Source organism: Nocardia rhamnosiphila NBRC 108938, from assembly GCF_000720425.1.
Lineage (GTDB): Bacteria > Actinomycetota > Actinomycetes > Mycobacteriales > Mycobacteriaceae > Nocardia > Nocardia rhamnosiphila.
In genome coordinates, this window is sequence record NZ_JOAJ01000008.1 from 17,163 (window position 1) to 30,980 (window position 13,818).

A 13,818-nucleotide genomic window follows, 5' to 3' on the forward strand; every position below is an offset into this window, starting at 1 on the left:
GTGGTTCACAGCGAAGGGAGTTGCCGTGCCGGCGGCAGAGCAGGATGCCTCGAAGGCCAGCGATCCCGGGTTACCGCTCACCGGCCCTCAGCTGGGAATATGGAATGCGCAGCTGTTCGACCCGGACTCCGGGCGGTATCTGGTCGGTGAGGTCCTCGAGATCTCCGGCGATACCCCGATCGATGTCGGGGCATTGGCCGAGGCGATCCGCCGCACGGTGGCCGAAGCGGAGAACATGCGGTTGCGGTTCCGCGATACCGCGGCCGGTCCACGGCAGTACGTCTGTGCGGAACCCGCCGTACTGCAGCCGATGATCGACCTGCGCGGTGCGGCCGAACCGTATTCGCTCGCCCACGAGGCGGTGGCACTGGAACGTCATCACGCGGCGCAGCGGTGCCGCGGCATGGTGGACCGGCGATTGTACAACTACACGCTGATCCGGCTCACCGACTCCGAGGTCTGGTGTGTGCAGCTTTATCACCACCTGATCGTCGACGGCTACAGCGCGGCCCTGCTGTCGCGCCGGGTCGCCGCGCACTACACCGCGCTGCGCCGGCAGACGGAACCGCCCCGGGCGTCCTTCGGCACTATCGCCGAGCTGGTCGCCGACGAGCAGAACTACCGCGACAGCGAGCAATTCACCGCCGACCAGCGCTACTGGCGTGAACAGCTCAGCCCCGCGCCCTCGCTCGACGGCCGCGGGACCGCCCTCGGGGGCGCGGTGGAACGCACCCTGCGCGCCGAGGCGATCCTGCCGGTGGAAACGCTGGAACGGCTGCGCGCTTGTACCGAGCGCTACCGGATCACCTGGGCCGACGGCCTGATCGCCTGCTATGCCGCCTATGTGCAGCGGCTGCTGGGCAATTCCGATGTCGTGCTCTCGATGTTGATGATGGGCCGGGTCGGCCGGGTCGCGCTGAGCACCCCGGCGATGGCGGTCAACGTGCTGCCGCTGCGGCTGACCGTGCACGCCCACGACACCGTCGGCGAACTCGGCGTGCGGGTCGCCGAGACGCTGCGGGAGATGCGCAGGCATCAGCGCTACAGCGGTGCCGACCTGGCCCGCGACCTCAGCGGTTTCGGGGCGGGTGAACTGCTGCACGGAATCGGTATGAACCTCAAGGTTTTCGACTTCGCCCTCGACTTCGACGGCGCCGAGGGCGTGCTGCGGAACGTGGCCGGCGGTCCGCCGGAGGATCTCGGACTGGTGGTGACCCCGCTCCCCGACAAATCGGTGCTGCTCGGCTTCGAATGCGATGCCCGCACCAACGATCCGGAGACCGCCTACCGCCGGGTGGTGGGTCTGGTGCGGGTGATCGAGGCGTTCACCGAACTGGACAAGGTGGCCGTCGGGACCCTGGAACTGATCGACCGCGCGGACCGCGACCGCCTGCTGGCCGCGCGCTGCGGGCCGCCGGCTGCCGCCGGCACCGCCGAACCGGTGCCCGCCGCGCTGGACCGGATGGTCGCCGCGTATGCCGGCGACACGGTCCTGGTCAGCGGTGCACAGCGCTACACGGCCGGTGAACTCGGTGCGCAGGTGTACCGGCTGGCCCGGTATCTGCGGGACCGGGGCGTGACACCGGGCGGGCTCGTCGGTGTCGCGCTACCGCGGACCGCGGATCTGGTGGTCGCGCTGCTGGCCGTATGGCGGGCGGGCGGCACGTATCTGCCGCTGGACCCGGAACATCCGGTCCCCCGGCTCCAGACCATGATCGACGACGCCGCCCCGGTCCTGGTGCTCACCGACAGCGCCCTGGCCGGTGCCCTCGACGGGCCGGCAGTGGTACTCGACAGCGACCCGGTGCGCGAGGCGTTGCGCGGTTATCCGGGCACACCGCCGACCGCGGGCGAGACCGGGACCGTCCGGGGTGATCACCCCGCCTATGTGCTCTACACCTCCGGCTCCACCGGTACGCCGAAAGGGGTGGTGATCGACCACACCGCGCTGGCGCAGCTGGTGGCCGGGCACCGGTCCGGGATCTACGCCGAGACCGTCGCACGGGCCGGGGGCCGGCGGCTCGCGGTCGCGCATACGACCTCCTTCGCCTTCGACGCGGCGCTCGATCCACTGCTGTGGCTGCTCGACGGTCATCGGATCCATCTGTACGACAGCGATATCCGGCGCGATCCCGCGGCGCTGGTCGCGGCGATGCGAACCGACGGAATCGAGGTGGTGGACGGAACCCCGACGCTGGCCGCCGCGCTCTTCGGGCACGGGCTGGCCGAGCTCGCGCCGCGGCTGCTCGTCCTGGGCGGGGAAGCCTGCCCGCCCGATCTGTGGCAGCAGGTGCAGCGCGCCGGGATCACCGCGGTCAATCTGTACGGGCCGACCGAGGCCACCGTCGACGCCATCGGCGCGCCCGTGCGCGGCGCGGACCCGCATATCGGTGTCCCGCTTCCCGGGGTGCGGGCCTATCTCCTCGACAACGGACTCCAGGCGGTGGCCGACGGACAACCCGGCGAACTGTATCTGGCGGGCGCGGGTATCGCGCAGGGCTATCTGGGCGCCCCCGGAATCACGGCCCAGCGCTTCATAGCCGATCCTTTCGGCCCGCCGGGTGCCCGGATGTACCGCAGCGGCGATCTGGCGCGCTGGGAGGCCGGGAGCGGCTATTTCTATTCCGGCCGCGCCGATGCCCAGGTGAAGATTCGCGGGCACCGGATCGAGATCGGTGAGGTGGAGGCCGCGCTGAGCGGGCTCCCGGAGGTCGCGACGGCGGCCGCCGATATCCGGGATATCGCGGGGCGGGCGAGTCTCGTCGGTTACGTCGTGCCGGCGCGGGACGCGCCGGACGCCAGCGGCGGACCGGGCGATCTCGGTGCCCGGATACGCAACCGGTTGGCCGAATCGCTGCCCGATCCGATGGTGCCGACCCGCGTCGTGGTGCTCGAAGAACTGCCGTGGACGGTGAACGGCAAGGTCGACCGTGCCGCGCTGCCCGATCCGGCCGAACCGGCCGGTGGGCGCGCGCCGGCCACCGTGGCCGAGCACGCGGTCGCCGAGGTGGTCGCCGAACTGCTCGGCGGCGCGACCGTCGATATCGACGACGACTTCTTCGGCGCCGGGGGTGACAGCATCACCGCGATCGGGGTCTGCACCCGGCTCCGGGAACGGGGACTGGTCCTGGCCCCGCAGGACATGCTGACCCGCCGCAGTCTGGCCGATCTGGCCGCGGCGGCCGAAAACGTCGATCCCGCGGCGGTTTCCGGGACGCAGCGGCCGCCGGACGCGGCCGCCGTCGCGATAGCGCTCCCGCCGGACGACGCCGCCGAATTGACCGCCGCGTACGGGCCGATCGCCGATGTGCTGCCGCTCTCCCCGTTGCAGGAGGGGCTGCTCTTCCACGCCCTGCGCGACGGCGCGGCCGATGTCTACACGCTCACCGCCCGTTTCGAACTGGCGGGACCGCTGGACCCGGACCGGCTGGGCGCGGCATTCGCGACGGTGCTGGGACGGCATCCGAACCTGGCCGCGGCCTTCCGATACGAGCAGTTCGACCGCCCGGTGCAGGTGATCCCGCGGACACCGCGGGTGGCATGGCAGGTCGAGGATCTGCGCGACCGGTCACCGGCCGCCGCCGCGGCGGCCGCGCGGAAGCTGGAGGAGCTGGCCGGGGCGCGGACCTTCGATATCGCCGAACCACCGCTGCTGCGGGCACTGCTCATCCGGCTGTCCGATACCGCGCACCGACTGGTGCTGACCGCCCATCATCTGCTGGCCGACGGCTGGTCGGTGCCGATCGTGCTGCGCGAGATGCTCGCGCTCTACCACGGCGAGCGGTTGCCCGAACCCGGTTACTACGGCACCTATCTGGCCTGGCTCGCCGCCCGCGACAGCGACGCGGCCGTCCGCCGCTGGGCCGAATACCTGCGGGGACTGTCCGCGCCGAGCCTGGTCGGCGCGCCCGGGCCGCGGTCGGTCGCGGTGGGACTGGATGTACCGCTGGCCGTCGAGATCGCGGCCGCGCTCGAATCGTTCGGCCGGGCCAACGGACTGACCATGAACACCCTGTTGCAGGGTGCGTGGGGGTTGGTACTGGCCGAGCAACTCGGTCGCGACGATGTGGTCTTCGGCGCGGTGGTGTCGGGCCGGCCGAGCGAGCTGCCGGGTGTGGCGGGCATGGTCGGGCTGTTCAGTAACACCGTCCCGGTCCGGCTGGTCCTGGATCCCGCGCGGCCCGCGGCCGTGCAGTTCGCCGAATTCCAGCAGACCACACTCGACCTGCAGAACCAGGGCTACCTGGGCCTGGCCACAGTCGAACGGGCGGCCGGAATCGGCCGGCTGTTCGACACCCTCGTGGTGTACGAGAACTTCCCGAAAACCGGTGTGCAGGGAAATGACTCGCACGAGCTCGGGGTGGCCGGTGTGACGGTGCACAGCCTCACCCACTACCCGGTGACGGTGACGGCCCTGCCCGGCGACCGGTTCCGCCTGATGCTGCACCACGACCCCGGCGCGGTGGACGCCGCGTCCGCCATACGGATGGCGGCCCGGCTCGGTGCGGTACTCACTGCCCTGGTCGACGAGCCCGGCGCCACCGCCGGCGCCGTGCTGGCGGCCACCCGGCACCCGGACACCCGCGGCCGCACCATGGCCGATTGGGGTCCGCATACCGCGCTCGATCCCGCGGCGCCCGCGATCACGGTCGACGGCGCGACGATCGCCTACCGCGAATTCGAGGCGCGCGCCAACCGGCTCGCCCGCTGGCTGGTCGCCCGGGATATCGGTCCCGAGACCGTGGTGACCGTGGCCATGCGGCGCGGCGCCGATCAGGTGATCGCGGCGCATGCCATCTGCCGGGCCGGCGGGGTGTACCTGCCGGTGGATCCGGGGCAGCCCGCCGAACGCGTGGACACCATCCTCGCGGCCGCCGCCACGCCGCTGGTGCTGACCACGGCCGCCGACGCCTTCGAAACCGGCCGGGCGCCCGTGGTTTCCGTCGATACGCTCGACACCGCGGGTTTCGCGGCCACCGCGCTCACCGACGCCGACCGGCTCGCGCCGTTGCGGCCGGACAATGCGGCCTACCTGCTGTTCACCTCCGGCTCCACCGGGGTGCCCAAGGGCGTGACGGTCCCGCACGCGGCCATCGTGAACACCTTCGCCTGGTTGCAGGAACAGCACGGGTTCGGGATCGGTGACACCGTGCTGTACCGGACCCCGGCGACCTTCGACGCCTCACTGCTGGAGATCTTCCTGCCGCTGCTGGTGGGCGCCCGGATCGTGGTGGCGCGCCCCAACGGTCACCGCGACCCCTACTATCAGGCACGGCTGATGGCCGAGGAACGGGTCACCGCGATCCAGATGACCTCATCCATGCTCACCACCACGGCCGAGGAAAGCGATCTGTCCGGGTGCGGCGCGCTGCGCTGTGTGTTCACCGGCGGCGAACCGCTGCCGCCCGCGACGGCACAGCGGTTCCGGACCGCGACCGGGGCCCGGGTGAACAACCTGTACGGCCCCACCGAGGCCGCGGTCTGCATCACCTATCACGCGACCGACGACGCCGACACCGTGACCGTCCCGATCGGCCGTCCGCCCGGCGGCGCGGGTGTGCGGGTGCTCGACGACAGGTTGCGGCCGGTGCCGTCCGGGGTGGTCGGGGAGCTGTATCTGACCGGGGTCCAGCTCGCCCGCGGATACCTGCACCGCCCGGAACAGACCGCGCGGACCTTCGTCGCCGACCCCGCCGGGACCGGCGAACGGATGTACCGCACCGGCGATCTGGTCCGCTGGGGCGCCGACGGTGAACTCGAGTACGTGGGCCGCACCGACAGCCAGATCAAACTGCGCGGTCAGCGGATCGAACTCGGCGATATCGAGTCGGCGATCCTGCGCCGCCCCGAGATCGTCCAGGTGGCGGTGATCCTGCGCGAGGACAACCCCGGCGATCAGCGCCTGGTGGCCTACCTGCGGACGCGGACCGGCGCCACCCTGGACGTCGACGCGGTGCGCGCCACGGTGCGCGACGCCCTGCCGGAGTACATGATTCCGGCGGCCTTCGTGGAACTCGACGAGATCCCGATGACGAGCAGCGACAAACTCGACCGCAAGGCGCTCCCGGTCCCCGACTATCCCGTGGACGCGCCCGTCGTCGCCGTCACCGCGGTCGCGGACCCGACGCTGTCCGCCGCCGCCGGGCCGGTACTCGCGGCCATGGCCGCGGTACTCGGTGTGGCGGCCGTCGGACCGGACGACGATTTCTTCGCCGCGGGCGGTCATTCGCTCACCGCGGTCCGGCTGGTCGGCCGATTGCGCCGGGCGGGTCACGAGGTGGTGGTCGACGATATCTTCGAGGCGCCCACCGCCCGGGCGCTGGCGGCCCGGATCGACGGTGCCGCTCCGGTGGCGCCGCCGCAGGTGGTTCCGGCTCGGGAAGCGGATCTCGCCGCGCCCTCCGAGGAGATCGCCATGCTGGGCCGGCGCCTCGACCATGTGCTCGAACTTCGTCCTCGCGGCTCGGCCGAACCACTGTTCTGTGTGCATCCGGTGGGCGGCACCGCCTGGCAGTTCACCCCGCTGGCCCGGCGGCTGCGCGCCGACCGGCCGCTGATCGGCTTGCAGTTGCCGGCGCTGCGGGGCGCGGAATCGGGCGCCACGACCATCGACGAACTCGCCGCGCGGTATCTGGCGACCATCCGGGAGATCCAGCCCGAGGGGCCCTACCACCTGCTCGGGTACTCACTCGGCGGCAATATCGTGCACGCGATCGCCGCGGCCCTCGCCGAGTGCGGCGTAGAGGTCGCGTTCGTGGGCCTGGTCGATTCGCATCCGCTGGCGAATCTGGCGGACCAGGCCACCGCGGCACTGGCGGATCCGGAGCGCCTGGCGGCCCTGCTGCCCGAACTCCCCGACGACGCCCCGGATCTCGCGGCGCTCATCCGGGGCGCGGCCGGCGAACTGCTGCGCATGGTCACCGTCTCCGAGGCACCGAGCTATGCCGGGCCGATGGCGCTGTACGCGGCCGATCCCGGTGACGAGGACGCTGCCGCGCGGGTCGCCGCCCAGCTGGCGGGCTGGCGCGCCGCCGGTGCGCGGATCACCCCGCGCCGCTTGCCCTACTCCCATTTCGGGATCGTTTCCGAGGACGGCTGGTCGGAGGTGGCCGCGCTGCTGGATACCGAAGCGGCCCTGCGGACCTGACCGTGCGTCCCGGTCCCCGAGACCTCGCCGCGGCACCATCCGGTACCCCGGCGATTCGAGAAAGAAAGTAGAACACCTATGTCGCTGTTATCCCACAGCCGCTTCGCGGCCTGGCTACGCCTCGTGGTCGGTCTGTTCGTCGCGGTGGTCGCGGTCGCGAGCTGTAGCTCCGATGCCGAACCCGCCGCCGCTTCCGGGACCCGCCCGGTCCAGACCGAGAAGGGCGCCATCGAGGTTCCCGCGGACCCGCAGCGGGTGGTGGTGCTCAACGGCGCGCTGGCCGGCTACCTCTACGACCTCGACGTTCCGGTGGCCGCGGCGGACCCGCGGGTGCTCGGGGTCAGCGGCCGTAATGCCGATTTCCCTAAGACCTGGGCCGATGCCGCGAAGGAGCAGGGCACCCAGATGGTGCCGGTGGGACAGGCCGTGAACGTGGAGTTCGTCGCCTCCCTCCAGCCCGACCTGATCATCGGTGGCGGCCAGGGTTTCCCGGCCAAACAGTCGGTGGACGCCTACGACCAGCTCAGTGCCATCGCGCCGACGGTACTGCTGCCCGGCAATGTCACCGGCTGGCAGGATCAGCTGAAGCAGATCGCCGATGTGGTGAACCGCGCCGACAAGGTCGCCGACCTGATCTCGGCCTACGACGACAAGGTGAAGCAGGTTTCCGCGGCGATCAAGGTCCCCGAGCAGCAGGTCGGCTACTTCCAGTCGGCCGCCGACGGCCAGCCGAAGATGATCCTGCCGAACGCCGCGCTGCCGACGCTGCTCGCCGAGCTGGGTTTCCAGGCCGATGACCAGGTTCTCGCCAAAGCCGGTAACCCCGAGCTGAACCCCTCGGCCGACTGGTTCGGTTTCAGCCCCGAACTGCTGACCAAGGTCGTGGACGCGCCCGTGGTGTTCGTCGTGCCGCTCAGCGGCGCCAAGAGCGCGGCCGATCTCGCCAAGGATCCGCTGTACGCCCAGCTGCCGGCGTTCAAGGACAAGAAGGTCTACGAACTGCCGGCCACCAGCTACCGGCCGGACTACCGCGGCGTCATGGACACCCTCGATCTGATTGCGGAGCAGTTCAATTGACTTCCTCCCGGCCCTAAAGGACCGGAATTCCCGTCCGGCTCACACCGGATAGTTCCTGCTTCGTAGCCGACGACCGAGGGGAGGCCCCTTGCGGATTCACACCAGCTCCACAGGCATCGCCGGGGGTTTCCCCGGCTACCGCACGACCTGCGGCAAGGATGTTCTTCGCGGCATTGATATCCCGGTCGTGCCGGGTGCCGCAGTCGGGGCACGCCCAGTGGCGCACCGACAATGTCAGGCCGGACGACAGATGCCCGCAGTTCGAGCAGGTCTTGCTGGACGGATACCAGCGGTCGATGACCACGACCCGTTTGCCGGCGCGTGCGGCCTTGTACTGCAGTTGGCGCCGGAACTCACCCAGTGCCGCGTCCCGCACCGCACGGTTGAGCCCGGCTTTGGCACGCACATTCCGGCCGGGCTTGGCCACGGTCCCCTTGGCGCTGCGGCTCATGCCCGCGACATTGAGGTCTTCGATCGCGATCACATCGTTTTCGCGAACCAGACGCGTCGAGGTGCGGTGCAGGAAGTCGGCACGGGCATTGCGGATCTTGCGGTGCGCCCGCGCGACCTTGATCTTGGCCTTGCGGCGGTTCGCCGACCCGCGCTGTTTGCGGGCCATGCGCCGCTGATAGCGGGCGAGGTTGCGGGCCTTGCGGTCCAGGCGGCGGGGGTTGGCGATCTTCTCCCCGGTCGACAGAACAGCGAAATCCTTCACCCCGAGATCCACCCCGACCACCCGGCCGGTGTCCGGCAGCGGCTCGGGATCGTCGGTGTCCACCGCGAACGTCACGAACCACCGGCCGTCCGGCTCCCGCGACACGACCACCATCGTCGGATTCAGCGTCGCCAAGATCTCCGGGTCCCAGGACCACACGAAATCCAGCGGTGCCGTGTGCTTGGCCAAGGTCAGCTTGCCGTCACGAAGGCGGAACGCGGACCGCGTGTAGTGCGCGGACTGACGACCGTTGCGGGACTTGAACCGTGGGTACCGGGCTCGTCCGGCGAAGAAGTTGGCGTAGGCGGTGTGCTGGTGGCGCAGGGTTTGTTGCAACGGCACCGAGGAAACCTCGGACAGGAACGACAGATCCTCGGTCTTTTTCCACGCCGTCAGGGCGGCGTCGGTCTGCTTGTAGGAGGTTTTCGCCCCGTGCGCACGGTAGGCGCGGTGCCGGGCATCGAGGGTCTTGTTCCAGACCAGCCGCACACACCCGAACGTGCGACCCAGCTGGGTCGCCTGTCCGGTATCGGGGTAGGCCCGGACTTTGTACGCCATCCGCACAGCGGAATTCTTAACACGGAGCACCGACACACATAAAGAAAGAAGGTTGGCATGGCAACCGCTGATCGCGTCGAGTGCGGAGTCGACGCGTTTCCTCCCCGCCCTGAAGGACGGGGCCTCTACGCTACGGAGACTCGGTGAAAGCCCCCGCCGGCCTCCTCATCGATATCTCTCCGTTGCGGGAGAGCCGGCGGTTCCGCGCTGCCTTCGGTGCGCGACTGGTCTCTGTGCTCGGTATCGGTCTGCTGATGGTGGCCCTGCCGGTGCAGGTCTACGAGCTCACCGGGTCGAGTCTGCACGTCGCGGGGGTGTCCACGGCCATGGCGGTGGCGCTGTTCGTGGGTAGTCTCGGCGGCGGGGTGATCGCCGACCGGTACGACCGGCGCACCGTGATCTCGCTGTCCCGGTCGGCGGCGGGTCTGGCGTTCCTCGCGCTGGGTATCAACGCGCTGCTGCCCGATCCGTTCCTCGCGGTGATCTACGCCGCGGCGGTGACCGACGGCCTGGCCGGCGGGATCAGCGGTTCGGCCATGATGGCGCTGGTGCCCATGCTGGTGGCGCGGGAGAAGGTCCCGGCCGCCGGCGCGCTGACGACGCTGACCTCCGATCTGGGCACCATGATCACGCCGGCGATCGCCGGGGTGCTCATCGCCCGGATCGGGGTGTCCTTCGCGTTCTTCGCCGCCGCGGCGGCGACCGTGGGCACGGTATCGCTCATCCGGGCCATCGGTTCCGCCCCGCCGCCGGCCCGCGAGATCCGCAACCCCCTGGTGGAATTGGGCCACGGTATCGCATTCGCCGTGCGGCACAACGTTATTCGCGCGGTTCTGGTGAGCGGCCTGCTCGCCATGCTGGTCAGCGGACCCCTGGTCCTGCTCCCGGCATTCGCCGACCGGGCCCTGGACGCGGGCCCCGCCACCCTGGGCCTGCTCTACGCCGCGCCCGGAGCGGGTGCCGTCCTGGGATCGCTGACCAGTGGCTGGCTCGGCCGCACGCGGCGCAACGGGATGGTGCTGCTGGGCTCGCTGGCGCTCATGCCGCTCGGCGTGGTCATGGCCGGTATCTGGCCGCAGGCCGCGTGGAGTTTCCTCGGACTGGCCGCGTTCGGCGTCGCCCGGGCGGTCAACGGCATCCTGCGCTACGCGGTCCTGCAGCAGAACGCCCCGGAGGATATGCGCGGGCGGATGTCGGGGTTGCTCATGGTGCAGTCGGTGGCCGGTACCGCGGTCGGGTCCATGGCGGCCGGGGCGATCGGCAATCTGGTGGAACCCGGTACCGCGCTGGTCGTCTACGGGGCGGCGGTGCTGGTGCTGTTCGTCTTCGCGCTGGTGCTGGTGTGGCCGCTGTACGGGCTCACCGCGCCCGCGGGCGGGCCGCCGCAACCGCCGCCGCCGGCGCAGGTTCCGGTGGGCGGCACCATCGTCGAAGAGAAGGCCGCCGGGGCCGTGGCCGAGGAGAAGAAGGACGGAGTGTGATGGTGGATCGCGGAGCCTACCGTGAGCGGATCGCCGAGGTGCTCGCCGGCACGCACGGCGCGAAGGTCGGTTATCCGATCGGGTTGCGGGAACTGGAGGTGATCCGCACCGCCCCGGTGGGTTCGGGGCTGATCCGGATCACTTTCGGCGGTCCCGAGCTCGACGGGTTCCACAGCTATGTGCCCGACGAGCACGTGCGACTGGTGTTCCCGGATACCGACGGCACGCTGCGGCTGCCGATACCCGACGGCCTGTCGCTGGATTGGCCCGCACCGCGGCCGATCTCCAGGGAGTACACGGTGCGCCGTTACGACGCGGCGGCCGGCGAACTCGAAATCGATTTCGCCCTGCACCCCGGCGGTCTCGCCTCGGAGTGGGCGCTGGCCGTGCGGCCGGGCACCCGCATTCACATCGCGGGCCCGCCCGGTGGCGTGGTGGTGCCCACCAGTTACGACAACTACCTGTTCGCCGGCGATATCACCGCGCTGCCCGCCATCGCCCGCTGGCTGGAATGGCTACCGCGCGAGAAGACCGGGTGGGTGTTCGTCGAAGTGGTCGACGAGAGCCAGGAGATCGAACTGGCTGCCCCGGCCGGAGTGGAGGTCCGGTGGCTGCACCGCGGCGACGCGCGCGGGGGGACCGGTGACCTGCTGGAGAAGGCGATCCGCACGGTCACCGTGCCGGAGGGGCAGAACGTCTACGCGTGGGTCGCCGGGGAAGCCGGCCGGCTGCGGCCGATCCGCAAGTGGGTGCGCGGCGAACTCGGTGTGCCGGCGAAGGACTGCCTGATCGCGGGCTATTGGAAGCACGGAGTCGCGGATTTCGACCGCGAGGAATGAGGACAGAGATGACGAACGAGCCGACCGCGGTGGCCGACCGCGACCATTTCATCCGTGATGTGGCCGATCTGCTGGGCGTGGCGCCGGAGGAACTGTCCACCGATACCAATCTGCTCGACGCCGGACTGGATTCGGTGCGCATCATGCAGCTGGTGGAGAAGTGGCGGTCGGAGGGACACGAGACCGTCGACCCGTTGATGCTGGCCGGTGACCCCGTTCTGGAGTCCTGGCTGGAGGTGCTGTGCCCGTGACCGGGCACCGCGGACCGCGCGCCCGGCGCGGTCCGCGGCACCGGGGGTCACGCGGTGCGGTGCCCCTCGGCGAGCAGCCGGCGCAGATCACGGCGGCTGGTCTTGCCCACTCCCGTCTCGGGGAATTCGGCGACGGTGACCACCGCGTCCGGCATCTTCCAGGCCGCGATACCGCGTTCCCGGACGAAGGTGCGCACCGTGGTCAGCGTCGGTGGTGTCTGCGGGTCCAGCGGCTGGACGAAAGCGCAGATCCGCTGGCCGAGTACGGGATCGGGGGTGCCGACGATCACCGCGTCCCGGATTCCGGGATGTTCCAGCAGATGGGCCTCGAGCTCTTCGGCCGACACCTTCTCGCCGCCGCGGTTCACCCAGTCGCCCGCCCGGCCCTTCACGACGAGGTTCCCGTCCGGCCGCAGCGAGACGATATCGCCGGTGCGGTACCAGCCGTCCGCGGTGAAGCTGCGGGCGTTGGCCTCGGGATTGTCGTAGTAGCCGCGGATCGTGTACGGACCCTCGGTCAGCAGATTCCCGTCGGCGCCCGGCGCCACGTCCACGTCCGCGTCGTCGACGACCCTGATCCGGTCGTACTCCGACATCGGCCGGCCCTGGGTGCCGACCACCACGTCGATCGGATCGTCGAGCCGCGTGTAGCAGACCAGGCCCTCCGCCATGCCGAACACCTGCTGCAGGGTGACACCCAGCGCGGGACCGACCCGGCGGGCCAGTTCGTCCGGGCAGCGGGCGCCGCCCACCTGGACCACCTTCAGGCTGGACAGATCGGGGAGTTCACCGCCCTTCTCGGCCCGTTCGACCCAGAGCCGCGCCAGCGGCGGAACCAGGCCGGTGATGGTGACACCGAATCGCTCGATCGCCGCGAACGCCGTCGACGGGGTCGGGTCGGGTGTCATGGCCACCGTGCCGCCGGCGTAGAGCGCGCCGAGGATGCCCGGGGAACTCATCGGGAAATTGTGCGCGATCGGCAGCGTCGCCATATAGACGGTATCGGGACCCAGCTCGGTGATCTCGGCACTGCGCCGCACGCTGTACAGGTAGTCGTCGTGGGTGCGCGGGATGAGCTTCGGGATTCCGGTGCTACCGCCGGACAACTGCAGGAACGCGACGTCCCCGGCGTCCGGCTCGGTGAGTTCGGCGGGCTCGTCCCGGTAGTCGGCGAGGTCCGTGGCATTCTCGGCGAATTCGTGCGCGGGGTCGTCGGTGACCAGCAGGATGTGCCGCAGGGTCGCGACTTCGCGCCGGACCGTATCGGCCAGTGCGGCATGGTCGAATCGCTGATGCCGGTCGCAGGTGACCATCGCGACGGCCCCGCTCGCCGTGGCGATGGGGATCAGTTCGGCCTCCCGGTGCGCGGGCAGACAGAACACCGGCAGTGCGCCCAGATGGAACAGCGCGAAGATCACTTCGACGAATTCGGCGCGGTTGGGCAGCTGGACGAGAACGCGGTCCCGCGACTGGATGCCCAGCCGGGCGAATCCGGTGGCCAGCGACCGGGAGCGGTGCTCCAGTTCCGCGTAGGTCCAGCGGTTCGCCGCGTCCACCACCGCGATCGCCTCGGGGCTCGCGGTGGCACGAGCTGTCAGCAGCGATCCGAATGTCTCACCCGTCCAGAGCTTTTCGGCTCGGTAATGGTCGATCCGGTCAGACGGCCACGGTGTGAAACCGGGGAGGGCGGGCGATGACATGGAGCACCTCTTTCCGATCAGCGATCTTGTTACACGTCACACCGGAATGC

The 13,818-nt window shown here is 70.4% G+C and carries 7 protein-coding genes; 5 read left to right on the forward strand and 2 right to left on the reverse strand.

Annotated features, from left to right (window positions below):
* The first annotated feature begins 25 nt into the window (after nt 1–25).
* Nucleotides 26–7,147 (forward strand): amino acid adenylation domain-containing protein, encoded by a 7,122-nt coding sequence (locus IG75_RS0124460; RefSeq protein ID WP_030524090.1) that lies wholly within the window; start codon nt 26–28, stop codon nt 7,145–7,147.
* A gap of 78 nt (nt 7,148–7,225) precedes the next feature.
* On the forward strand, nt 7,226–8,224 hold the full coding sequence (locus IG75_RS0124465) for an ABC transporter substrate-binding protein (protein WP_030524089.1): 999 nt from the start codon (nt 7,226–7,228) through the stop codon (nt 8,222–8,224).
* A gap of 13 nt (nt 8,225–8,237) precedes the next feature.
* Here the strand turns inward: IG75_RS0124465 and IG75_RS0124470 are convergent, their stop codons facing one another.
* Nucleotides 8,238–9,497 carry an RNA-guided endonuclease InsQ/TnpB family protein gene (locus IG75_RS0124470; RefSeq protein WP_245713222.1) on the reverse strand — a complete coding sequence of 420 codons (1,260 nt, stop codon included), beginning with the start codon at nt 9,495–9,497 and terminating at the stop codon, nt 8,238–8,240.
* Between the two features lie 143 nt (nt 9,498–9,640).
* Here IG75_RS0124470 and entS point away from each other — a divergent pair, with 143 nt between their 5' ends.
* Genes entS through IG75_RS0124485 form a run of 3 tightly spaced genes read left to right on the forward strand, consistent with a single transcriptional unit; the run spans nt 9,641 to nt 12,068 of the window.
* A complete protein-coding gene (gene entS / locus IG75_RS0124475; RefSeq protein WP_081877144.1) occupies nt 9,641–10,978 on the forward strand; it encodes an enterobactin transporter EntS in 1,338 nt (445 codons plus the stop codon).
* Nucleotides 10,978–11,817, forward strand: coding sequence for a siderophore-interacting protein (locus IG75_RS0124480; RefSeq protein WP_156059172.1), 840 nt, complete (start codon nt 10,978–10,980; stop codon nt 11,815–11,817). The genes entS and IG75_RS0124480 overlap by 1 nt, the downstream gene beginning before the upstream one ends.
* 8 nt (nt 11,818–11,825) lie before the next feature.
* Complete coding sequence (locus IG75_RS0124485) at nt 11,826–12,068, forward strand: phosphopantetheine-binding protein (RefSeq protein WP_030524085.1); 243 nt, start codon at nt 11,826–11,828, stop codon at nt 12,066–12,068.
* A 47-nt stretch (nt 12,069–12,115) separates the two neighbouring features.
* Here the strand turns inward: IG75_RS0124485 and IG75_RS0124490 are convergent, their stop codons facing one another.
* Nucleotides 12,116–13,768 carry a (2,3-dihydroxybenzoyl)adenylate synthase gene (locus IG75_RS0124490; protein ID WP_030524084.1) on the reverse strand — a complete coding sequence of 551 codons (1,653 nt, stop codon included), beginning with the start codon at nt 13,766–13,768 and terminating at the stop codon, nt 12,116–12,118.
* Nucleotides 13,769–13,818 lie beyond the last annotated feature (50 nt).